Raw genomic sequence first — 25,752 nt, 5'->3', positions numbered from 1 at the left:
AAAACACGTTAAATCTGTGCAAACCAGACAAAGCCGTTATAATGCCAGTTTTCTATTCTTTTACCTATTCCCATGAAAGAAATAGACAGTATTGGCATAATTACCCCGCAGAAAATGTCTTTTGACTGCCCGTTAACCTTGCAGAACGGTTGTGTTTTACCACAGTTTGAATTAATGGTTGAAACATATGGCACCCTTAATACAGACAAAAGTAATGCGGTACTGATATGTCATGCGCTGTCTGGAAATCACCACGTTGCCGGCTATCATAGCAGTAACGATAAACATCCCGGCTGGTGGGACAACATGGTTGGCCCCGGCAAACCGGTTGATACCAACCGCTTTTTTGTCGTAGGCCTGAATAATCTGGGAGGCTGCCATGGCAGTACCGGACCACTGAGCATCAATCCAGCCACCAGCAAAGCATATGGTGCCGATTTTCCCATGGTGACAGTAAAAGACTGGGTTCAGAGTCAGGCCATGCTGGCCGACCGGCTGGGTATCCAGCAGTGGGCAGCAGTAATGGGCGGCAGCCTGGGCGGAATGCAGGCATTACAGTGGGCAATTGATCAGCCACAACGCTTACGTCATGCATTAATCATTGCCTCCGCTCCCCGTTTATCGACACAAAATATCGCTTTTAATGATGTAGCCCGTCAAGCCATTCTTACCGACCCTGATTTCTGTCAGGGTCATTATGCCCTACAACAACGGATTCCCCGCCGTGGCTTGCGTATAGCACGCATGATGGGACACATCACCTATCTGGCAGAAGACGGGCTAGGCAAAAAATTTGGCCGGCAAATGCGTCAGCCAAACTATCAGTATGATTACAACGTTGAATTTGAAGTAGAATCCTACCTACATTATCAAGGTGATAAATTTGCCGATGCTTTTGATGCCAATAGTTATTTACTGATGACAAAAGCACTGGATTACTTTGATCCGGCACGTGATTATGCTGGCGACTTAGTTGCCGCAGTATCAGCAATTCAGGCCAGAATACTGATTGCCAGCTTCAGCAGTGACTGGCGCTTCTCCCCCAGACGTTCACAGGAATTGCTCGACGCTCTGGTTGCCGCCAACAAACCTGTACAATACATAGCACTCCAGTCTGCTCATGGTCATGATGCATTTTTAATGGAAGACGCAGACTATCAGGCTGCCATCCGTATTTATTTTAATAATATAGCCACCGAACTAACACAATGAATACTTTGTCAACACCACTACGTGGTGACTTACAAATGATTTTCGACTGGATCGCCCCCAATAGTCGTGTGCTCGACTTAGGCTGTGGTGATGGTGAACTACTGGCTGCCCTGATCAAACACAAAAACTGTCAGGGTTACGGACTAGAAATTGCCACCAGCAGCGTTTTAGCCGCCATGCAGCGTGGCGTTAATGTCATACAGGCTGATCTGGAAGCCGGTTTGCAACACTTTAACGATAACAGCTTTGATATCATTGTTTTAAGCCAGACTATCCAAGCGATGAAAAACACCGAAAACATCCTGCAGGAAATGAAACGCGTAGCCAGAGAAGCCATTGTGACCTTTCCCAACTTCGGCTATTGGCGCAATCGCCTGCAAATCGCCCTTGGTGGGCATATGCCCGTATCAGAACGCATGCCTTATCAATGGTACAATACCCCCAATATACACTGGTGTACACTTCAGGATTTCGACAGATTATGTACCAAAAACCATTTAAAAGTGCTGCAACGCGCCGTTATGAGTGGCAATAAACGTATCTCCCTGTGGCCAAACCTGCTAGGTAGCCTGGCTTTTTATCGCGTCGGCTAATTTTGCAAAGCTGCATAAACTAAATATCTATCTGCAATCCAGATTGATAGCAGCAATGCCTTGCCTGCCTCCACAACAAATAATATAAAAATTCAGCCAACCAATGGAGAGTTATTTATCTACTCATACAACAACATTTCTATCCCGTTATAGAATAAATTTTCCTACCCAGTAACAAAACGAATCTGACTATACCTACTCATTGCTATATTCTGTTAATGCGATTTACGCGTATTTGTGCGAAAATTAGTCATTCTCCTAATAGTTAAACCAATATGAAACTACATCAACAAGTTGCAGCTGAAGTTGAAAAAGCATTCAGCGCAACCGGACTCGCCGAACATCCAATTGTCCTGCAACCTGCTAAAAACCGTGATTTTGGTGATTATCAGATTAATGGCGTAATGGGCGCGGCCAAAAAAACCAAACAAAATCCACGCGAACTGGCACAGAAAGTTGCCGATGCTCTACAGGAAAATATCCTGATTGCCACAGCAGAAGTCGCTGGCCCAGGTTTTATTAATCTGCGTCTGCGGCCGGAAAAACTGGTTCAATATATCAAAAATGCATTACAGGATGATCATTTAGGCATTACCCGCAGCAGTGAACCACAAACAATAGTTATCGATTATTCCTCACCCAATCTGGCTAAAGAAATGCACGTAGGGCATTTACGCTCCAGCATCATCGGAGACAGCCTAAACCGGGTGCTGTCTTTTCTGGGACACAAAATTATTGCACAGAATCACGTAGGAGACTGGGGTACCCAATTTGGTATGCTGGTAGCCTATCTGACTGAACAGCAACAAAATGGTCGTGCTGATCTGGAACTGGCGGATTTGGAACAGTTTTACCGTAACGCCAAAGTACGCTTTGACGAAGACGAAAGCTTCGCCAATACCGCACGTGAATATGTAGTGAAATTACAAAGTGGCGATGCCAACGTACTGGCCTTATGGCAACAGTTTGTACAAACATCATTGCAACATGCACAGGCTGTTTACCAAAAGCTGGGCTTAAAACTGTTACCTGCCGATGTAACCGGCGAATCGTTTTATAACGACCAGCTGCAACCTACCGTAAACGAACTTCTGGCCAAAGGCATTGCCGTAGACAGCGATGGAACTAAAGTAGTTTTTCTTGAAGAATTCAAGAATCAGGACAACGAACCGGCTCCATTCATTATCCAGAAAAAAGATGGCGGGTTCCTTTATGCCAGTACCGATTTAGCCTGTGTGCGCTATCGTATCAATACTTTGCATGGCAATCGCCTGTTATATGTTGTAGATGCACGTCAAAGCCTGCATTTTAGTGAGTTGTTTACTGTAGCCCGCAAAGCTGGCTGGCTACCAGAAAACGTACACGCTGAACACGTATCCTTTGGCACCATGATGGGCAAAGATGGCAAACCGTTTAAAACTCGCAGTGGCGAGACTGTAAAACTGCTGGACTTGCTCAATGAAGCCGTGACTCGCGCATCTGCTTTAGTTGCCAGTAAAAATCCCGAACTAAGCCCGGCCGAAATAGCTCATATAGGACAAGCAGTAGGTATTGGTGCAGTGAAATATGCTGATTTAAGTAAAAACCGCACCAGCGATTATATATTTGACTGGGACAGCATGCTATCATTTGAAGGCAATACAGCACCCTATTTACAGTATGCCTATACTCGAGTACAAAGCGTTTTCCGCAAAGCAGGGGCATGGGATACAAATGCAAAAATTAGCCTTAATGAACCACTGGAACAACAGCTTGCAGTAGAATTACTCAAATTTGAAGATATACTGGATAGCGTTGCAGATACTGCCTATCCACATTACCTGGCTGCTTACCTGTATCAGATTGCCACCCTGTTCAGCCGCTTCTATGAAGCCTGCCCGATACTCAAAGCAGATGATGCCACGCGCTATAGCCGCTTGCAGCTAACCAGCCTTACCGGCAAAACCCTACAGCAAGGTTTGGCTTTATTAGGCATAGAAACCTTGGAAGCCATGTAATTCAAGCAATCACTTATCTGAATCATAAACTGCACTGTTTGAATCAGCTTTATTCCAGACAGTGCATTTTTTTATAAATATAAATCAGTAAACTGAAACCAAGCAATTTATATTTTAATTCAGTTCAGATTGACGCCATAGAATAGATATATTTTAAAAATCAGCATATTAACTAACACAAATCAATCCGGCATAGTTAATTAAATCGAATGAGTTCATTTAAATGCCAATATATGGCTCCGTCTTATAATCAATTCCAATACAATAGCGCGTGTCTATACTCTGAATAAATATTTGAGTACTCAGACTTAACTCAAACAGATATTTAGCTGCTTTCACCAAATAAAAGCTAACATAAACCTGAGATTTATCCTGCTAATAATATTGAGTAAACTGGTTACAATTTGGATTAAGCTTATTCCAACTGATAAAACAAATGGATAAGCAAATAAATGATTTTAAGAACAGTAGAAAACTACAAACTTGAATCAAATGTAGACTAGTAAATCAAACTGAACAGCATAAACAAAATAAAAAAGATATCTTCATTTCTGAGATATCTTTTAAGATCAATGGTGCGGATAAAGAGACTCGAACTCTTACACCTTTCGGCGCCAGAACCTAAATCTGGTGCGTCTACCAATTTCGCCATATCCGCACAAACAATCAAAAGCTGATTGAGCATTAAATTATAAGATAGTTTGCAACCTCTGCCAAGTAAAATATCTCATGGATATACAAGTAGATACATATCGTTTATTCAGTAACGCATAAATATGTGTGAGAACCTGTTACCGTAAATGCTGTAATTACAACAAATTTATTATTGCAAATATCATTATACATTAATCGCACTATCAGCAAAAATATCACATTTAAATACTAATAGTTGAGTTAACCAAATAGAAAATTAATCAGGCAGGATAAAAAAGAGAGAAATTTATGGTGGGTGATGACGGAGTCGAACCGCCGACATTCTGCTTGTAAGGCAGACGCTCTACCAACTGAGCTAATCACCCATAAAGAGAAAACAGCAAAAATGCTGATTGGCGCGGCGGACGGGGCTCGAACCCGCGACCCCCGGCGTGACAGGCCGGTACTCTAACCAACTGAGCTACCACCGCGCATATTTTATGCTGTGCATAAAATAAAAAACTGGTGGGTGATGACGGAGTCGAACCGCCGACATTCTGCTTGTAAGGCAGACGCTCTACCAACTGAGCTAATCACCCATAAAAAAGAAAACAGCAAAAAAGTAAATTGGCGCGGCGGACGGGGCTCGAACCCGCGACCCCCGGCGTGACAGGCCGGTACTCTAACCAGCTGAGCTACCACCGCGCATATTTTATGCGATGCATAAAACAGTAAACTGGTGGGTGATGACGGAGTCGAACCGCCGACATTCTGCTTGTAAGGCAGACGCTCTACCAACTGAGCTAATCACCCTGTGCTGTTGAGGCGCGTATTTAATCATAGAGTAAGCAACACAGCAAGCCTTTTTTTCAACAGAGCGCACTTATTTTACAATTTACTGTTTTTAAAAATAAATTTCACCATAACCAGTAATCAATTTTTATAGACTATAGGCAAACCATATGATCAGATACACTTTACCAGCAGATACACACCTTTCACCTGAAATTCACAAGCACATCAACATTAACAATACAATTAACTTACATCACAATTAATATCTTAAAATAGAAATCAAAATTACAAGATGATAGTGAAACTGATAACACCTATTTCCATATTCAACAAAGCTACACTAATAGCAAAGATTCACGCCATGATGTCTATTGTGATTGCGACTCCCTGAGTAACAAATTTCAACTGAACTTCATTGCGCATAATCACAATGCTAACAACCATTGCGTCTGAAATACTACACAGACAGCCTTAACCACTTCAACCTTGGTGACTACATCTATCAAAGATTCTTACAACTCAACCGGCAAATCTATTAATGCCTCAGCAGACAGAACAAATACTGATAATTCAGGCCAGCCATGGAATGCAATTTATCCGCTAACCGGTAAACGCTTTAGCCAAACTGCGCAAACATTCATTATTGGCTTGAACTTAGGCCAGCGCAATACCGATAAAACAAACATAGCTATCCCCCATCTGCAAATTGGAGCAATATCAAACAGTGCATACAATGAAAAAAACGACTCCAAAGATTGTTTGTCAATGCCAATCCCCGCAATGAAATCATCCGTACCTTTGGCAAAATATTTAAAACCATCAAAGGTAAAATAACCATAACAGCCATTCAAACTACAGCCATAGCCATTTCCAATACCAGCATAGGTAATTTGTCAATTATCGCCAAATAGAAACCGGTTTATGGAAGTAGCCAGATTTGCATTTACTATAGATAAAATTAATAGCAATTACTCTTACCAGATGCTGCCTTCCCACAATAACCGACTACTGTTACTCAATGAAAGTAAAAATGCCTGCCTGTACAATGAGAACCTCCGCAGCTTTAATAGCGACACGTTCAAAATCAGAAACAACAATTGCTTGTCTGGCTAAACCGTTTACATATCGATGGCACAGTCCTGAAAAATACTCTTATCCTCGAATCTGCTGAAAGATTTTGGCAATATCCACAATCAGGAAGACATTATCAACAATACCATTCTCACTGCCGGCAATATCGAAAACTATCGCCAGCAATACCTGATTGCATCAGCCAATGCTGACATGGTTTTCGTTTTCCGCTCCAGCAACAATACCAATTATCTCTATGATTTTAAATTTAATTACATACCCATAGCCATCGCAAGACAAAGTAATGATGGTTCCAATTTGGTCGCCTTCACTACCATAGAACTTTAACCTGTAAAAATTATGGCACCAATAACTCTACCCTCACCTCCTCCTGCTACATAGCAGCATAAACATATAGCAAACTGAAGACAGCAATAACTTTCCGCAACAGATATTTATGCTTCCCACACTCGTACAGGCCAGAGATGGTGCATTTGCCAGGAATACCAGTGGATATAATGTCATTACTGACAGAACCGTAGCGGCTGAAAACAATGCAGTTGTAGAGTTAGTATGAGAATGTCTTCTTATTTTAGACACTTAGCAGTAAAAATAATCAGCTTGGCAACACCATCGGCATTCCTGCCATTGCCCGTGTACAAGTTAACTTCAATGCCGGCGTCTCAGATACATCAATAACTGATTATATTCGTCAGACTGCATTTATCAGTATTGGCTATTACTGTTTCCTTTCACTGGCACAGCATATTACCACCAGACCATCGCCAGAATCTGCATTGTATTTTTATGATATTCCCGGCATAGACGTAGGCACCACAATCTATATCCGTAGCAAAACGCAAAAAGATGAACCGATTACCAAACTGATTGCACCAAATAGCACTGCCAACCTTTAACCCTATAGTGATTGCGATAAATAGTAATGGCATAACCAATATCGTATATGCCAGCAATTACATGATTAATCTGTACTACTTTGGTTTGCATGTATCAAATTCTGAGAATTGGAAAGTGCATAAAATTTTTATCCTTGATGCATCAACTACAGCAGTGCCAGATGCACTTCTGACAAAAGGCATAGCAAGTTCTAATATTAGCAGCGTTCTTCATAACTAAAGCTTATACCCAACTGCAATAGTCACTTTTGCTATTAGCAGCGCTATCTATCAGACTGATCTGAAAATAAAGACGGCAAACCGTATGCGCAATCGATAATGATTTAAATTAGCAAAGGAAGCCTTTTACAAAAGTTGTTACCTAAAACAGCCACTACCGCCAGCTAAACAATAAACCGTTTAATTCCTTTAAGCATCGAGGCTAGTTCTTCAAATTACAAACAATTCTGGAGAGTACATCTTCATCATATTTGTTATTACTGCTACTGATAAAGAAAAAACAACCGTTCGTGTGTCACACTGCCCCATCAGATTTAACGCTCGCTCCTCATGAAAAATTAAAACAGATTATTAAAATTAACTAATAAACAAATTGGCTGAGACTAACCAGCCATTCGTTTTCATTAATTTACATATAACCAAAAATTAATCTACCCGCCTTTATCTCAATAATTATAATTTTATAAAAAAACAATATATTAAAAAGAACAAAAGAATAATTTAATCGAAAAATCATTATGTTAAATAAATTATTTTCATATATTACATAAATTTATAAATGTATGGTTTTTTATAAATACAATTTTGTATTTTAAATACATTAAACTTCTTCCATTTTGGCTATAATTAATAATAAATACATGTATTTAATTCTAGATTGAAGCTATTGTTCATTTAAAGAGAAATATAAATAAAACATAAATTACCATTACATAATTTTAAATTATCATTATTCAAAACAAGATAACATCTTATTTAACATATATAAAATAGTATATAATCATGATAATTTATGTATAACACATTAATAGCATATTATTTTAATCAATTTGCCATATTTACCTATGCTGGAAAGTAATTAACTATGAGCACTTTAAATATAAACAATAAAAAAAGCAGATTTCGAAAAGGGAAAAAATTTCTATTTGTTGCAGTAGCAGGAGCATTAAGTACCCAGGCACTGGCAGAAGCTAATATATTTGCCGACATCCCACTACATTTGCAAAACTCATCTACGGTTACTACTACTTATAGTATTAAACCTAATATTACCTTATTAATTGATTCCTCAGCCAGTATGAATGAAAAACTCCAGGGGGATTCAATTAAATGTCGAAGCCGTACATCCATAAGAAAGAATGCGCAGGGAACAACCTCAGCATGGTCTCCATGGAGTGAATATCAGTATGGATTTCAGGAAACACCTGCCAACACCAATGATATTCAATATAGATGTCGGCAATTCAAAAAAATCGATGGAGTAAAAGATGTTTTGCTGAATATTTTGGCCAAATACCGTAATGATATGTATTTTGCCTTCCGTCCCCTACTTGGTACCAATGACCGCTATAATACCTTTTATGATACTTCAGATCCTGCACAATACGATGAATTGACTACACACATCAAAGATCTTGTAACTGGTGGCGGAACACCAACTACAGAACAAATCGCAGTTGTAGCCAGAAACCTGGTGATGAACAAATTACAGTATCGCTGTCAGAAATCATATATTGTTCTGCTTTCAGACGGTGAGGCTGATAACACCGTTGCCAGATCAGATACCATAATGGATGGCTATTTTGATCAAAAATGGAAAACAACTCAGGAAAGAAAAGACTTCTTTACTCGTGGCGGCAATTATCGGACTGAACACAAGCCCCATCGTCTGGAACATTACACCAAAATATTAAAAGAAAAAAGTTTCGGGCCTTATATTTACGACAATAAATTTTATTTCTCTGATGGTAGTAATATTCATACCGATATTCACAAACGCACTACCGATAATGCGGGTAAAGCGTGGAATTCTCCTGACCCCCTGAATGGCAACCGGCCTTTCACCCAAACAGCTGAAACGTTTACTATTGGCGTGGGTTTAGGTCAGAAAACCAATGCAAAAGGACAGATTGCTATCCCATATCTGGAAAACGGAGCCATGCCATCCGGTAATTTCTTTAATGCCAATTCCCAAAAAGAAATTGTGGGTGCTTTTGAAGAAATCTTTAAATCAATTAAAGGCGAGTCCGAAACTAACACCACCACCACTACTGCGACTGCACCAACTGTGGCCATATCCCAATTCGAACGGGGCAAGATATCAATTACAGCCATGGTTGAATCTGGCTCATGGAGTAGTAAAATCTGTATTCGCGAAATAAAAGATAAAACCAATAACGCATGCAGCGCGCAGCCATCATTTAATAACCGCCAGCTATTATTAAACGATGGCACCCATACCTATTTGTACTCAGGTAGTCTGACCGGTTTGAACAATGATACATTTAAGATAGGCAATAATGGTAAAAATCAGTCGGAATGGGTAAATGGTTTATTGGCCTGGTTTAGCCGCTCCAAACCTGACAATGCCATCAAAACCGATAACTTTGTGCTCGACTACCGTAATCGTACCATTTTAGCCGAAGGAAAATTTGATGAATCCAGAAGAAATATCGGCGACATCATTGATAATCCAATCATCACCGCAGGTAATCATGATGAGGGTAGCGGCTTGCAAAAATACATGGTTACCTCAGCCAATGATGGTATGGTGTATGTTTTCCGTGCTACTAACAACACACAGCATCCTTACGATTTGAAATTTAACTTCATGCCTATGGGTATTGAACGCCAAAGCAACGATGGCTCTGATCTGGTTGCCCATTATTATAAAGATCTTACCAATAAAGATTATGGTAAAAACAGCCGGCATCCGCATCGCTTCCTGCTGAACGGGGGCATGGTGGTACAGCAGACTGAACAGAGCAACGATAAAAATGGCATTCCCCGTCCTCAACAAACATTTATGGTGTCAACAATGGGACAGGCCGGACGTGGTGCGTTTGCAATTAATATCGGAGGCAATGATCTGCTTTCCCGCCGGACAATTGCTGTAGATAATATGGGCAGCTCTGGCTGGTATCATGACGTGTCCCTATTCCAGACACCCACTGGACAAAACAATTACTTCGGATTTACTGTGGGTGCACCAGCCATAGCAAGGCTGCGTGTAAACGAAGATCCCAACGCATCTGCTACTTCTGTAGCGAACCACATCCGTGAAGCTGCGTTTATCAGTAATGGCTATAATTATTCTTCTACGCTGGCAAGCAATAATGCGGGTTTACCCTCCTCAGAATCTGCACTTTATATTTACGATATTCTTGGCGTGGATGTCGGTACGGATGGCTATAGAAAAACTGGCTTCAAAAAAGGTGAACTGATTGCCAAGCTGGCACCGGAGGTGAATCCTAATCAGGATCCTGATTCTGATGAATCTACTGGAGGCCTTTCCGGCCCGACAGTAATTGATATAGATGGTGATGATATCGCAGATATAGTTTATGCGGCAGATTATAGTGGTAACCTATACCGTTTTGACCTGAGATCGCCTGATCCTGCCCAATGGACTGTGCACAAAATATTTTCTGCCGGTGCACCTATCACTTCGGCACCGGGTGTCATTCTGGTTAATAATCCAAAAGATGATAACTCAAACAACAATAATAATAGTCAGAATAATCTGACGGCCATTATTACTTTTGGCACCGGTAGTGATATTTATCAGTCTGATTTATCAAATAAAGATCAACAGACCGTATATGGTATCTATGACGACCTGACTATCAAAAAGCCAACCGAGATTTCAAAGGGCACTCTGCTGCAACAGGAATTAACTACTAGTGGTGGCTATCGGCAACTTTCGGAAAAACCGTTTAACCCCAAGGTTAACCGGGGCTGGTATTTTAATCTGGAAAGCGGTACAGGTGAACGTGTGGTAACCAAACCTGTTACGATTACCTATGGCGGCGTTGTCTTTTCCCGAAAATATAAAACCTTAAAAGATGACAAATTGCCCGATCCTTGCCAGGAAACTGAACGCAAAGAGGAAAACGAAGTTTACAGTAGTGTAATACAGTACAATATTAAAACAGGCGCAAGACTGAAAAAATCTGATCCGCATTTTAAGTTGGACTCAAAGCTTCCGATTGGTGCAGTGAAAACCATTAAAGGACTATATAATTTCACTGTACCGGGCGCCAATCCTAACGATGTGGGCGAAAGTAGGACACAGCTTCCATTAGGAAGACGCGCTCTCCCATCAGAAGAATGCACTCGAGCACCAGTAGAAGGTGTTGATACAGAGGGTAATGTGATTACAGTTAATGTACCTAAATGTCCAATCAGATTCAAGCGTTTATCATGGCGGGAAATTAAAACAGGCTATACTGGCTAAATCTAATTCATGAACTCAACGGCTAGTTAATACTAGCCGTTTTATATTTGGTTTTTTATTCTGCAAAACCAGAATTATCTGAAAATCACTAATTTTGCGATAATTCAGATGATGAATTTAAAAGAAATATTTTTTACAAATATGCAACACTATAACTAAAACAATAATTGATTTAGATAATATTTTTATGGTAAGTTAATTAAAATCTTTAAAAATTTTTCAATCAAACATTATAATTTAATAAATAAACAATTATTTATTTAATAGCAATTGTCATATATATGCTATTGAAAAATACTTTATAATTTCATTATTTTAAAAGATATATTATAACAAACAGATTATTTACAACAGATTAATCTTAAATTAAATTTATTACATAAGTAATTTATAGTTTTAACCATTAAATGCAAAATAAATTTATTGCACATAATAACTCATTCGGGTAAACTAAATTTTACAATAAAAGCTTAATTTTTTATTTGAATAAATATAAATTTAGGAGTAATAATAAAAAAGAACATTTAAAGGTTGTATGCATTTTATATAAACCAATACTGTTGTTACACTTAAAGTGAAGAGTAACTGACATGCAAGTGGAGAGTAACTAACATGCGCCGCAAATATAAATTTACAAAAAATAACAAAAAAGACAAATTTTTCAAAAGACAGAAAATACTGTTTTCCGCAGTTATTGCTGCGCTGACTACTTCTCCAGCCTTGCCGGCATTGGCACAAGCCAATATATTTGCCGATATTCCTCTGCATTTGCAAAACTCATCTACAATTACTAAAGCTTATAGTGTTAAACCCAATGTTACCCTCTTCATCGACGATTCAGCCAGTATGAGGGAAAAAATTAAAGCAGGACAAATAACATACAAGTGCAAACACCGTAAATCAATAAGAAAAAATGCAAAGGGAAAAACCGTAGCTTGGTCTCCATGGAGTGAATATCAGTATGGGTACGAAGGAAAACCAGCTAATACCAATGATATTCGTTATTATTGCCGACCATACCGAAAAATTGATGGGGTAAAAGATGTTTTGCTGAATATTGTCGCAAACTACCATGATAATATGTATTTTGCTTTCCACCCACTACATAGTGGTGGTGTTGATCCACGTTATAATACTTTTTATGATACTTCGAATCCTACAGAATATCGTACTTTGACTAATCTCATCGAAAATATGCCAACTCATGGCACTACACCAACTACACGACAATTTCCGACTTTGGCCAGAAATTTAGTAATGAATAAATTACAATATCGCTGTCAGAAATCTTATATCATTTTGCTTTCTGATGGTGAAGCTAAAAAATATTATTATGCCAAAGCACCTGATGATGGCTATTTTGATTTTGATGAAAAAATGAGAAATAAAGATGTAAGGGAAACTTTCTTTAAGAAAGATAATAAATATATGCCCTACCGTCTGCAGTACTACACCAAAACATTAAATGAAAAAAGTTTCGGGTCTTATATTTACGATGGAAATTATTACAACGATGATGCTAGCAGCATTAATAATGTTCCAAAACGCCCTACCGATAAGGCAAGGAAAGCATGGGATGCTCCTAATCCCCTGAATGGCGGCAAGCCGTTCGAGCAAACGGCCGAAACATTTACTATTGGGGCGGGTTTAGGCCAGAAAGACAGCGAATTAGGTAAAGGAGCTATTCCATATCTGAAAAACGGAGCTCAGCCAAGTGCCGGTCATTTCTTTAACACCAACTCTCAACAAGAAATTAAGGATGCCTTTAACAAAATCTTCGAATCAATTAAAGGATCCGCCGAAACCTCTACAACAAATACTACTGCTACTGCGCCAACAGTGGCCGTATCCCGCTCCGAGCAGAGCAACTTATCAATTACAGCCATGATTGAATCTGGCTCGTGGAGTACTAAACTCTGTATTCGCCCAATAGAAGATAAAACTGATGATACAACCAATAACAAATGCGCCGAACCATCATTTAATAACCGCCAGCTATTATTGCATGATGGTACCAAAACCTATTTGTATTCAGGAAGTCTGGCAGGCTTAAATAATGATACATTTAAGATAAGTAATAATGGCAAAAACCAGTCAGAATGGGTAAATGGGTTACTAACCTGGCTTAGCCGTGCCAAACCGGATGACGCCATCAAAAACGATGATTTTGTGCTTGACTACCGTCAACGTGGCACCTCACCCATGCCCGGATTTGGTGAAACCCGAAATATGGGCGACATCATTGATAATCCGATTATCACCGCGGGTAATAAGGATGAGGGAAGTGACCTTCAGAAATACATGATTACTTCTGCCAATGATGGCATGGTATATGTTTTCCGCGCTACCAATGATAAAACTCATTTTTACGATTTAAAATTTAACTTCATGCCTATGGGGATTGAGCGCCAAAGCAATGATGGTTCTGACTTGGTTGCCCATTATTATAAGTACCTTACCGATAATAACTATGGTAAAAACAGTGAGCATCCACATCGCTTCCTCCTGAATGGAGGAATGATGGTACAGCAAACTGAACGGAGTAATGATAAAAATGGAAAACTCCGTCCGCAACAGACATTTATGCTATCAACAATGGGGCAGGCCGGACGCGGCGCATTTGCAATCAATATCGGCGGCAATGATCTGGTTTCCCGCCAGCCAATTGCTGTAGATAATATGAGCAGTTCCGGGTGGTATCACGATGTACCCCTATTCCAGACGCCTACCGGACAAAACAATTACTTTGGATTTACCGTGGGTACACCGGCCATAGCAAGGCTACGAGTAAATGAAGAGGACGGCGCATCCGCTACTTCTGTAGCAAACCATATCCGTGAAGCTGCGTTTATCGGTAATGGCTATAATTATTCTTCTACGCTGGCTAGTGATGGTGCGGGTTCCCAGTCTTCAGAGTCCGCGCTTTATATCTATGATATTCTTGGTGTGGATGTCGGTACTGATGGCTACAGAAAAATTGGCTTCAGCAAAGGTGATCTGATTGCCAAGCTTGCTTTGGTGCCAGAGCTGAATTCATCTGATAACGACGAATCAGAAGAAGCAGACAAATCAAATACCCATACTGGTGGACTTTCTGGCCCGACAGTAATTGATATTAATGGCGATGGTGTTGCAGATGTGGCTTATGCCGGCGATTATGGTGGTAACTTATATCGTTTTGACCTGAGATCACCTGATCCTGATAAATGGACTGTACACAAAATATTTTCTGCCGGTGCACCTATCACTTCGGCACCAGGTGTCACAATGGTTGAAAAGACACAGAATAATAATTCAAATAATAACAATCCTTTGAGCAATTGGGATGTTATTATTACTTTCGGTACCGGCAGTGATATTTATCAATCTGATTTAACAAGTAAAGAGCAACAGACTGTATATGGTATCTATGACGACCTGACTAACACAAAACCAGCCGAGATTTCAAAAGGTACCCTACTGAAACAGGAATTAACCGCCAGTGGTGGCTATCGTCGACTTTCAGAAAACGAATTTAATCCAAGGGTTCATAAAGGCTGGTATTTCAACTTGGAAAGCGGTACAGGTGAGCGCGTGGTTACCAAACCTATTACTATTGCCTATGCAGGGGTTGTTTTTTCCCGAAAATATGAAGTCAAAAAAGATGATGAATTGGTTGATCCATGTGACACAACTGAACGTAAACAGGAAAGTAAAGTTTACAGTAGTGTAATACAGTACAATATTAAAACGGGCGCGAGACTGAAAGATAAGGATCCGCATTTTGCTTTCTCGGATATCCCGTTTGGTGCAGTACTGACTATTGAGGGGCTATATAGTACCACAATATCTGATGGTTCTAGCGTAATAGGTACTGGTGTCAATCCATATGAATTAAGTCGTGATGGAATACAGTCTGAATTAGAGGAGAAGGACAAACCACCGAAAGCATGCACTCGAGCATCAGTGGAAGGTATTGACACAGAGGGCAATAAGATTTCGATTCCTCATGTGCCTAGATGCCCGATCAGATTCAAGCGTTTGTCATGGAGAGAGGTTAAAACTGACTACACCAGCTAAATTCTATTGATGAAACAAACGGCTAGTTAATACTAGCCGTTTGTTTTGAGTATAATTAAAAAAATAAACTTTTGGTCTGGACTTTAATTAGCAAAATGTCCCAGTTTTTCCATTTTAGTGTGCAGATAATGCTGATTTTCAGGATTCTGGCCAACATGTAAGGGCACACGATTGACTACATTGATACCGAGTGCTTTGAGTGTGGTTACTTTCTGCGGATTATTGGTCATTAGCTGGATTGACTGTACGCCAAGATAGTCGAGCATGTCTTTGGCCAGCGCAAAATCGCGTGCATCTACTGGCAGGCCTAAAGCAAGATTGGCTTCAACTGTATCCAGTCCTTCATCTTGAAGCTTGTAGGCACGGATTTTATTCAGTAAGCCAATGCCGCGTCCTTCCTGACGTAAGTAAACAATCACTCCACGTCCTGCCTGCTGCACGGCTTTCATAGCAGCTTCAAGCTGCGGCCCACAATCGCAACGCTTGGAAAATAAGGCATCGCCGGTAAGACATTCAGAATGAATTCGTCCAAGTACAGCTTCACCACTAGCAATATCACCTACGGTAAGTGCTACGTGCTCCTGCCGGTTGCGCACATCTTCAAATCCATACATAGTAAATTCACCCCACTGCGTTGGTAAACGGCAGGAAGCAATAAAACGCACTGGGCTATGGTCTTTAATTTGGTTTTGATGTGTTGTTGTCATGATATTTATCCCTTGATGAGTGCTGTACTGGCGTTATGCAGATTTTGCAGCAACGGTGTGATAACAATGGCCATAGCTATCCAGTCGATTAGTTCGGCTTCGGTGATGGCATTATCGTGCTGATGAGTAGTATACAGCACACCCAATATCTGCCCCTGCCCGCTGGTTACGGGGACAGCTAGCTGGGAAGCTCCGACCTGTTCATCGACCAGGCTGCCATCTGCCAGCCATTGCTGCACGTTATTTACCTGATTCAGCCAGCCGGTTGTTGCCGTGCGGGCAAATAAATACTGTTGTACCTGTTGCTGTCCACATTCAATTCTCGCCGGCAATTTGCTGCCCTGAGCCAGTAATCGATATAACTGCCCTGCTTCATCATCTGATTCGTATAAATATAAAGCAAAGGTATCGTTATGATAACGGCTTGCGATTGAATCTAAAGCGAGATACATCTGCCGCAATGTATATGCACTGTTATTATTGATAGTAAACAGATCAGTCGGCTGTAGCTGATGCAGTACTGCTGTATTCAAGCCAAATTTTTGTGCCAGACTGAATCCGTTTTCTTCATACCATAAGACAGACATATCGATTTCAGCCTGTGCCAGCTCCAATACAGACTGTACAGCCAGCATGGCCATCCGTACTTCTTCTGCCGATACTTTTAATCCTTGCGTTTGCAGGTAATCACGCACCTGAGCGCATGCCATACTTTTCCTTACTTTTTTCTTTGCAAGCGATTATTGTAACCGAAAATCACTCGGATACCGGATAACAAGCTACAAGGGTAATTAAAAACTGCTTTATTATTTATCATTGCCTTTTCTGGTAATGAAAATCAGCAGGCAAAATTAAATCATTTTTATCAGTTATTTATAAATGATTTATTTTATTGCTTGTTGCCGACAAAGAGATTATTTGCTTATTAATGGCTGGCTGAGTCAATATATTCTGCTGATAACCGGCAGTGTCTGAAGATATTGTGACTCACTTTAAACCATAGTAGCTGTTAATTTAATTCTGGTAAATTAAATTAAGATTAAGTGCTTGTATTATTTAAAATTACAATCAATAATAAGCCTACCGTAGCTTCACGGCAGATATTGTACAAGGAGTGGTATATGAGCAATCTGAAACCCGGTGATAATTCTGGCACTAATGGCGGAATTTATCAGGAAGTCGATCAGCATGGTCATGGTGTGGAAAATTATGTTACGCTTAAAGACCATGAAAAAGCACCTCCTACCCAGCATGCAGGTAATAGCTGGAAACTGAAGAACAGAACGCCAGACAGTAATCATTGATTGTTTTTGTTGAAAGTTATCTGGTTGTTTGTAATGCATGCTGTTAAAAGATAATTTGTTATTCTGGTAACTACTGCACAATAACAAGCAACTGGATAGCCCTGTTTGTTATTAAACATATTAACGCTGTATTAGTACTATAAACTATTTGTTACCATTGGCTGCTTTTTAATTAATAATATTCCACTCTTTTTTATACTTTTGATTTTATGTCAATTCCCAACCAATATACCAATTAGTGTTTTAGATATAATATTTTATTAAGGAAGTGAGAGATTATTGTAATCACTTTAATGATTGCTTAGGAATTGATTATATATTATTAATTAATAAAAATAGTATTCCACAATGAGAGAGAATAATTATTTGGTCAGCTACAACTCTAAGATAAGTAAAAAAATTCTTGATTTTTCTATTAACGGGGTTGAGAAATTTCTAATACAACACCCTGAGTTAAGATTTTACGCTTTTGCTTTTGATTGTAACGTTGAATACGGTGAAATTAATTTATGCTTTAATACTGAACATGCTTTTTCTAAGGTGTTAAACAGGTATCAAAACGGGGATTTTGCTGAGAATTACAGAACAACAGAGGCGATTTATCAACTCAGATACAATACTGGTGATTGGGAATATCAATGTTTTGATACGCTATACGTTTTTAGTGAGGAAGAACTAGAAAACTATTTTAATAAACTTTATCCTAATGATGTTAATGACGATTATGGTGCATGGAAAGCTTTCGCCAATAGTTTGCTTGATTTATTCACGAAGCAACTGGTTGAATTTTCAAAAACAGATATTTTTAAAAAAATTCCTAAAACGAATGATTTTAAATTTTTTTGTATAGACCACGATGAAGATATTGAAGAAGCCTTACAGCGCATGAATTTAGTTTTACCTGATTAATATTTTTGCCTATGACTATTTATCCTCATGGCGTAAAGTATATTTATATCAATACTGGTTTTTAGCGGTACGATAGTGCTATATCCAAGTTACAGATGCCAGATGAAAGTTTGCTCAGCATGACTACTAACCAGCTAATTCTGTTATCTTTTCTATCTGAATAATGTGAAATCGTCTGCTATCAGGCTGATTAGCCAGATAAGGCCGATGATTTTTATGATTTTGGATCACTGGGCATTTATCGCTGCTTATGGCGGAATATCCTCTAGTGTTATTGCTGAGTGTGATAACTCTGGTTGGTATAGCGAGTGTGCTGGTGGCTTGTTATGCCGCTGAGTAGCAAGCTACGATTTGCGGGCACCTACTTGATAATTGCTTTTTAACCTTCCCGATTATTCCAGGCAACAGCTATGCTTATCGGCAATAACGTGGAGAGTTTATGCTAATCGCTGCATTTAACAATTTTGTACATACATTCTTTATGTGTATAAACATTAATAATTTTGATAAGCACATTCTGTTTTCCCCGGAAACAAAATATCATCAAATAAAATTTTTTTCTTTTATTTTATATAAACATACATCCTATACTTTATTTCAACGCCATACTTCAACACTAGCATTCATCATAACAAATATGAATATTTAGTTAATTTTTGTTTGTTAAAATCCGGCAAATACGCTATAAATGACAAGTTAAGAATCCACTGAACTTTAACGAAAGAGGGTACCACTTAATTCAAAATAAACATAAATTCTGTTTGATTATTTTACGATTTTCAGCGTAATTTTTTTCAGAACGATAACAAATCAGGACTATCTATGAACTTACTACAAGTATTATCGCTCGTATTATTGGTTGTGATTTTGATTCTGGCTGTCTGGCGACATGTCAATATAGGTTTGCTGGGGTTTAGTGCTACAGCAGTGTTGGTTATGGCATCTGCTAAAATTGCAGATAGTTCCGCTACAGGGATGGTACTGAGCAGTAAGGAGGTTCTGCATCATTTTCCCGGTGCTATTGTCACGCTGTTAATCGGAGTATCTTTATTATTTGCCCATCTGGAAAAAAGCGGTGGTCTGAGCTGGTTTACAGATAAGGTCTACGCCAAAATGGGGCACTATACTCATGTTGTGCCGTGGATTGGCTATTTTATAGGCTTTGCTATTTCAACAGCCGGTGCCTTTTCTACTGCTTCGATTACGTTGCTGGTGCCAGTAATTGCGGCTTTAGGCAGAAAACATCCCCGACTGTTTTTTATCTGTGAAATGGCGGCAATTATTGGTGCCAATACGGGTGCACTGTCGCCGATTAATCCTACCGGTCAGGTAATTCTCGATGCGGCTAAAAAAGCACAGGTGGAGTATAACCCGTGGCTGGTGTGGCTGCTGGGTACAGTAATCAGTATTCTGTTTGTCATTGCTTTACAGATTGTGTTTCATGAAAAAAGAGTGGTTGATGCAGACAATACTGACAAGCCTGTAAAGGGTTTTCTGCTGCTTAAACCAATCAAACAGGAAACCTGTGATACTCATCAATTACAGCCATTTTACGCAATATGCTCTACGATTGCCGTATTGATTTTTCTGCTACTGGTGGTATTTGCTAAAGCCAATGTTGGCCTGACTGCCTTGACGCTGGCTGTGGTATTGATGCTGTTTTTCCCCAAAAACAGTAAGGATTTTGTGAAAAAAATTCCCTGGAATGCAGTGGTGGTTATCAGCGGCTTGCTGGTTCTCATTGGTACCATGATGCAGATAAATACCATGGATGCAGTTGAACATGGGCTGTTAAGTCTGACCAGCAGTAAAATCGCCCTGCTGTTTATGCTTGCTTACCTGACTACGTTCCTGAGTAATGTAGAGTCTTCTACCTTGGGCGTAATCAGCCTGATGATTCCGATGGTATTCACCATTTTTGGCGAATCTCCGCAAATTTCACTGATTATAATGGCCTGTGCTGCGCCAGCTATGCTCAGTGTGGTTAATCCGATTCATATTGCCGGTACGCTGGTAGTAAGTGTTACTGATGAAAAACAGCAGGAGACAATGTTTAAACGTTTGCTGATTGTTGCCTTTTCTACAGTACCAATTTTGCCGGGTTTGGCCATGATTGTGCCTGCGCTGATGATGTAATCATCATGCAATGTCAACGCTCTGCCTGTACGCAGAGCGTTTTATTTTCTGTGCGTCACTGAATCTGACTGACCTCATATCTCGTTTTCCTGCCTGTAGCCAGTTAAGCCGGTGGAAAAATCAGTTAACAACTGTACCGGACTACGGCACAATGACCTTCTGTTTTTGATTGATACATTTGATATGCAAATTTATTTAGTTGGTGGTGCGGTAAGGGATAAGTATTTGCAACGCCCAGTGGCTGACCGCGACTGGGTGGTGGTGGGTGCTGATGCTGAAGATATGTTACAGGCTGGCTATCAGCCGGTTGGCAAGGATTTTCCGGTGTTTCTGCACCCACAAACACATGAAGAATATGCGCTGGCACGCACGGAGCGCAAAGTGGCAGCAGGATATGGTGGCTTTACCTTTCATGCAGCCGCTGATGTCACGCTGGAACAGGATTTGCAGCGGCGTGATTTAACCATTAATGCCATGGCAGAAGATGCAGCAGGCAATCTGATCGATCCCTACAATGGTTTGGCTGATTTACGCCGCGGTATCTTGCGCCATGTCAGCCCGGCATTCGCGGAAGACCCAGTGCGGATTTTGCGTCTAGCTCGTTTTGCAGCCCGCTACGGGTTTCGGGTTGCGGATGAAACGATGGCATTAATGCGCCAGATGGTGGCCAATGGTGAGGTAAATGCACTGGTTGCAGAGCGGGTATGGCAGGAGCTGGCGAAGGGATTGATGGAAAAGCGGCCGCGTTTAATGATAGAGGTTTTGCGCGCCTGCGGTGCTCTGAAGATTATTCTGCCGGAAGTGGATGCTTTATTTGGCGTACCACAGCGTGCTGATTACCATCCGGAAATAGATGCTGGTGAACATACGCTGCTTTGCTTACAGTATGCTGCCGAACATGATTATTCGCTGGAAGAACGCTACGCGACTCTCACCCATGACCTGGGCAAAGCATTAACACCTGCTGAAAAGTTACCAAGCCACCCCGGACACGATCAGGCCGGAATCAAGCCGGTGGAGACAGTAAACCAGCGCTGGCAGGTGCCCAAAGCCTGTGCACAATTAGCATTGCTGGTTTGCAGTTATCATATCAGGCTGCACAGTGTGAGCCAGCTCAAACCGAAAACGGTGCTGGATATTCTGAAAAAGACTGATGCCTTGCGCCGCCCGCAACGTTTTACCCAGATTTTACGGGTATGTGTGGCTGATATACGCGGGCGGCTGGGATTTGAACAGCAGCAATACCCACAACAGCAGCACTGGCTGGCCATGCAGTCGGCAGCGCTGGATATTGATGCAGCCGCAATTGCCCGTACTACGGCTGATTCGCAGCAGATTGCTCAGGCTATAGATGAGGCAAGACTGAATCAGATCCGTCCGTTACAGAATGCTTATCGTCAATCCCAACCCAACGGCTATTAATTATGTTTGCCTCAGCGCTTGTTACCCAATTGTCGGATAGATTACATCAGCACAAGCAGCTTGCTGCTGAGATGTACCGGCAACGCCAGCATCCTTTTGTATATTTTCGGCAGCATACTCAGATTATTACCGAAGTGTTGACAACGCTGTGGCAGGAATTTTTTGCCGGTCAGCAATTGTGTTTACTGGCTATAGGTGGGTTTGGGCGCGGCGAGATGTATCCGTATTCGGATATGGATATGGCTATTGTCAGCAAAAATGTGATTGATGCTGACCTACAGCAGCAGATTGCCGCATTTGTGCAAATATTATGGGATATGCGCTTACAGCCAGCACCAAAGATGGGCACGATTGAGGAATTATGTGAAAGTGCACGGCAGGATTTAACGGGCGACTCTGCCTTACTGGAAAGCCGCTTTCTGTGCGGCCAGCGGCAACTGGCAACAGAATTTATCCATCAGCTCGATTTGCAACGTGATGTGGCCGCTTTTATTGAAGGTAAGATACTGGAACAATGGCAGCGCTATGCTAAGGCCTCAGGAGAAGCCAGCCTGCTGGAAGCGAATGTAAAAACCACTCAGGGTGGTTTACGTGATATTCATACGCTGTTGTGGCTGGCCAAGGTGCAGGGATTACCGCCGCAGATTCATGAACTGATGAAAAAAGCAATTCTGAACCGCACTGAAGCAAGACTGTTACTTAGCTGCCAGAAGCAGCTGGCGAGAATCCGCATTGAGCTGCATCTGACTGCCAAACGGGCAGAAGACCGGCTTATTTTCGATCTGCAAACACAGGTGGCACAGAATCTGGGATACGTTGATGATGCCACTTCACGCGCCAGTGAAAAACTGATGCATGATTTTTACCGTGCACTAAAAGGGGTAAAACAGCTCAGTGGTATTCTGGTGCCGATGCTGCGCGACCGTGTCTATGCTGCACTACCCCGTGTGGTAGTGGAACTTGACCAGCATTATTATCAGGTTGGCAATATGCTGGCGGTACATGACCTTGAACTTTTCTGGCAGAAACCGGAGCATATTTTTACCATTCTGCGCATTGCTCAGGAACACAGTGATATTACTGGCCTCGCGCCCAAAACCTTGCGTGCCTGGTGGGCGGCAGCACACCAGCTGGTTGATGAAACGTTTTATCAGCATCCGGTCAACCGTAAATGCTTTGCCGATTTTTTCAGGCATGGCAACGGGCTAACCCATTTACTGCGGTTTATCAATCTGTATGGGGTGCTGGGACGCTATCTGCCTGCATGGGGAAAAATCGTTGGTCTGCTACAACATGATTTGATTCATATCTATCCGGTAGACGACCATATATTAATGGTTGTGCGCAATATGCGGCGTCTGGCCATGGAGCAGCACAGCCATGAGCTGCCTTTTGCTTCTACCCTGATGCATACCTTTGCGCATAAACATATTTTATACATGGCAGCGCTGTTTCATGATATTGCCAAAGGGCGTGGTGGCAACCATGCGCAAAAGGGTGTGCCAGATGCACGGCGTTTTGCTGAAGATCATTTTCTGGATGCGGAAGAAAGTGATTTACTCGCGTGGCTGGTGGAGCAGCATCTGCTGATGTCGATGACAGCACAAAAAGAAGATATTCAGGACCCGGAAGTGGTTGCCCGATTCAGCAAACAGGTAAAAACGGTTGAGCGCCTGACTGCACTGTACCTGCTTACCGTAGCTGATATTCGTGGTACCAATCCGAAAATCTGGAACTCATGGAAAGCCAGTCTGCTGGAAAGATTATATAAAGCTGCACTGCACCATTTGAGCGGTAAACAAAGTAACCGGCAAACGGCCATCCTCGACCGCCGGCAGCAGGCAATGCATGAATTAAGTCAGTATCATATCAGCGAAGCACAGCAACGCGAGCTGTGGCACATTCTGGGGCAGGCTTATTTTGCCCGCCATGAGTGGCAGGATATTCTGTGGCATTTGTCAAAAATTATTAATTATGAACAGCAGGCGCAGGCACACAGCCAGCTACTGCCAGACACCGATACTTTAAAAGTAATGGTGTATATGCCTAATCGCCCGAAACTGTTTACCGAGCTGGCTTCTGTTTTCAGTGAGGCCGGTATGAATATCTTGACTGCCCGCGCTTATATTACCGAGCACAACTTTATTCTCGACACGTTTATTCTGCAATTTCCCCCGGGGCTCAATACAGGCGATTATCTAGCTATTCAGAATAAAACCGAGCTGGCTCTCAATCAGTTTGTTAATGGTCATCTGCCGATGCCTACTAATAATCCGGCCAGCCTGAGCCGGCGAAGCCGCCATATGCCAATTGCACCACGTATCAGCATTGATGAAGAAGATAATACCGGCTGGTATAACCTGCACATTATCACGGCCAACCGGCGATTTTTACTGGCCAATATTGCCGCCGTTTTATCCGAACTGAACATCAGTATCCGTTTTGCCAAAATCATGACTCTGGATGAACGTGTGGAAGACAGTTTTTTGGTGTATGCCCCCCAGCTAGCCGATACCCAGCAGCAATTACGGCTTAAAAATGCCCTGCTGGATCAGCTCCTGCTATAAATGGGATTGATTCTTATCAACGGGAACATACTTTACGATCGCAGTAAGCTGTAATGACAGGGAGCATGCAATGAACGGATTTCAGATTGATAAAGATATGCTGAGGCAATGGCGGCGACTGGCACATACACATTTTCCAGCTCTGTGCCAGCCACGCTCACCGCAAAGCCATAAAGGCACATTTGGTACGCTGGCAATTGTGGGCGGTTCTGAAGGAATGGCCGGCTCGATTACACTGGCTGGGATGGCTGCGTTGCATTGCGGCTGCGGCAAGGTATGGCTTGGCTTTCACCAGCCGGCTTTACCAATGCCCCTACTGGCTCAACAGCCAGAAATCATGCTTAGTACCGCAGGCCGTCTATTGCAACGCTCAGATATTACTGCATGGGTGATTGGCTGTGGCCTGGGGACTGATACCTCTGCTTTAACCATGCTGACTGAATGCCTGCAACAGAACAGCACTACCATGCTACTGGATGCCGACGCACTCAATCTGGTGGCGCAACAGCCAGCCTTGCTGACCAGCAACCAGAATAAGCAAAACATTATCTTAACGCCGCATCCGGGCGAAGCTGCACGCCTGCTGCATTGCACAATAAGTGAGATACAAAGTAACCGCCATCAGGCTGTGCGCAGGCTGGCCGAACAATATGGTGCATGGGTGGTGCTGAAAGGGCATCAGAGTCTGATTGCCTCACCCAATGGACGGATACAGCAAAATGAAACCGGCAATTCAGGACTGGCAACAGCCGGTAGTGGTGATGTGCTCGCGGGTATTATTGGCAGTTTGCTGGCTCAGCGAATACCGCCGGAACAGGCGGTATTCGCTGGTGTATGGTTACATGGTGCCGCCGCCGACATCCTTGCAGCCAGTGAAACCGGCCCCATAGGTTTGTGTGCCAGCGAAATAGCAGCGGCTGTACGCTGGCTGCGTAACCGTCTGACTAACTCAGCCTGAAAACGATAAAAAACGG

The 25,752-nt window shown here is 41.6% G+C and carries 14 protein-coding genes and 6 tRNA genes; 12 read left to right on the top strand and 8 right to left on the bottom strand.

The features are described 5' to 3' along the window. The first annotated feature begins 72 nt into the window (after window positions 1–72). From metX to argS, 3 genes are all read left to right on the top strand, one after another. Window positions 73–1,212: a homoserine O-succinyltransferase MetX gene (gene metX, locus BGI33_RS11565; RefSeq protein ID WP_100091331.1), complete on the top strand. Its 1,140-nt coding sequence runs from the start codon at window positions 73–75 to the stop codon at window positions 1,210–1,212. After that, window positions 1,209–1,805, top strand: coding sequence for a methionine biosynthesis protein MetW (gene metW / locus BGI33_RS11560; protein ID WP_100091330.1), 597 nt, complete (start codon window positions 1,209–1,211; stop codon window positions 1,803–1,805). Before metX ends, metW begins: the two co-directional genes overlap by 4 nt. Before the next feature lie 275 nt (window positions 1,806–2,080). Beyond that, the gene (gene argS / locus BGI33_RS11555) at window positions 2,081–3,802 is read left to right on the top strand and encodes an arginine--tRNA ligase (RefSeq protein ID WP_100091329.1); all 1,722 of its coding nucleotides are present in this window, start codon (window positions 2,081–2,083) and stop codon (window positions 3,800–3,802) included. Window positions 3,803–4,375: 573 nt separating this feature from the next. Here argS and BGI33_RS11550 read toward each other — a convergent pair. From BGI33_RS11550 to BGI33_RS11525, 6 genes are all read right to left on the bottom strand, one after another. Further along, window positions 4,376–4,460: transfer RNA gene (locus tag BGI33_RS11550), tRNA-Leu, on the bottom strand. Window positions 4,461–4,745: 285 nt separating this feature from the next. Continuing rightward, window positions 4,746–4,821: transfer RNA gene (locus BGI33_RS11545), tRNA-Val, on the bottom strand. Window positions 4,822–4,849: 28 nt separating this feature from the next. Continuing rightward, window positions 4,850–4,926: transfer RNA gene (locus BGI33_RS11540), tRNA-Asp, on the bottom strand. Window positions 4,927–4,958: 32 nt separating this feature from the next. Further along, window positions 4,959–5,034: transfer RNA gene (locus tag BGI33_RS11535), tRNA-Val, on the bottom strand. 29 nt (window positions 5,035–5,063) lie between these two features. Further along, window positions 5,064–5,140 (bottom strand) — tRNA-Asp (locus BGI33_RS11530). Window positions 5,141–5,172: 32 nt separating this feature from the next. After that, window positions 5,173–5,248 (bottom strand) — tRNA-Val (locus BGI33_RS11525). 471 nt (window positions 5,249–5,719) lie between these two features. Between BGI33_RS11525 and BGI33_RS12975 the strand changes: the two genes are divergently transcribed. The 3 genes from BGI33_RS12975 (at window position 5,720) to BGI33_RS11515 (ending at window position 15,733) form a co-directional block, all read left to right on the top strand. Further along, window positions 5,720–6,064, top strand: a complete 345-nt coding sequence (locus tag BGI33_RS12975) for a hypothetical protein (protein WP_143557102.1) — start codon at window positions 5,720–5,722, stop codon at window positions 6,062–6,064. Between the two features lie 2,238 nt (window positions 6,065–8,302). Continuing rightward, complete coding sequence (locus tag BGI33_RS11520; RefSeq protein ID WP_100091328.1) at window positions 8,303–11,674, top strand: PilC/PilY family type IV pilus protein; 3,372 nt, start codon at window positions 8,303–8,305, stop codon at window positions 11,672–11,674. Between the two features lie 729 nt (window positions 11,675–12,403). Then, window positions 12,404–15,733, top strand: coding sequence for a PilC/PilY family type IV pilus protein (locus tag BGI33_RS11515; RefSeq protein WP_180298984.1), 3,330 nt, complete (start codon window positions 12,404–12,406; stop codon window positions 15,731–15,733). A gap of 83 nt (window positions 15,734–15,816) precedes the next feature. Here BGI33_RS11515 and ribA read toward each other — a convergent pair whose 3' ends face one another. Beyond that, entirely contained in the window at window positions 15,817–16,440 is a 624-nt protein-coding gene (ribA, locus tag BGI33_RS11510) for a GTP cyclohydrolase II (RefSeq protein ID WP_100091326.1), read from the bottom strand. Between the two features lie 5 nt (window positions 16,441–16,445). Beyond that, window positions 16,446–17,150 carry a GAF domain-containing protein gene (locus BGI33_RS11505; protein ID WP_100091325.1) on the bottom strand — a complete coding sequence of 235 codons (705 nt, stop codon included), beginning with the start codon at window positions 17,148–17,150 and terminating at the stop codon, window positions 16,446–16,448. A gap of 411 nt (window positions 17,151–17,561) precedes the next feature. Between BGI33_RS11505 and BGI33_RS11500 the strand changes: the two genes are divergently transcribed. The 6 genes from BGI33_RS11500 (at window position 17,562) to BGI33_RS11475 (ending at window position 25,736) form a co-directional block, all read left to right on the top strand. Next, on the top strand, window positions 17,562–17,744 hold the full coding sequence (locus tag BGI33_RS11500) for a hypothetical protein (protein WP_100091324.1): 183 nt from the start codon (window positions 17,562–17,564) through the stop codon (window positions 17,742–17,744). A 348-nt stretch (window positions 17,745–18,092) separates the two neighbouring features. Next, the gene (locus BGI33_RS11495) at window positions 18,093–18,653 is read left to right on the top strand and encodes a DUF4303 domain-containing protein (RefSeq protein ID WP_100091323.1); all 561 of its coding nucleotides are present in this window, start codon (window positions 18,093–18,095) and stop codon (window positions 18,651–18,653) included. Window positions 18,654–19,475: 822 nt separating this feature from the next. Beyond that, window positions 19,476–20,789 (top strand): SLC13 family permease, encoded by a 1,314-nt coding sequence (locus BGI33_RS11490; protein WP_100091322.1) that lies wholly within the window; start codon window positions 19,476–19,478, stop codon window positions 20,787–20,789. Window positions 20,790–20,972: 183 nt separating this feature from the next. Beyond that, window positions 20,973–22,211, top strand: a complete 1,239-nt coding sequence (locus tag BGI33_RS11485) for a multifunctional CCA addition/repair protein (protein ID WP_180297089.1) — start codon at window positions 20,973–20,975, stop codon at window positions 22,209–22,211. A 2-nt stretch (window positions 22,212–22,213) separates the two neighbouring features. Then, window positions 22,214–24,778: a [protein-PII] uridylyltransferase gene (glnD, locus tag BGI33_RS11480; protein ID WP_257379462.1), complete on the top strand. Its 2,565-nt coding sequence runs from the start codon at window positions 22,214–22,216 to the stop codon at window positions 24,776–24,778. A 70-nt stretch (window positions 24,779–24,848) separates the two neighbouring features. Further along, complete coding sequence (locus BGI33_RS11475; protein ID WP_100091321.1) at window positions 24,849–25,736, top strand: NAD(P)H-hydrate dehydratase; 888 nt, start codon at window positions 24,849–24,851, stop codon at window positions 25,734–25,736. Window positions 25,737–25,752 lie beyond the last annotated feature (16 nt).

The sequence above is a fragment of the Snodgrassella alvi genome (assembly GCF_002777425.1).
GTDB lineage: Bacteria > Pseudomonadota > Gammaproteobacteria > Burkholderiales > Neisseriaceae > Snodgrassella > Snodgrassella alvi_B.
Note: the sequence above shows the minus strand (reverse complement) of the source record. Positions and strands in the feature narration are given on the sequence as shown.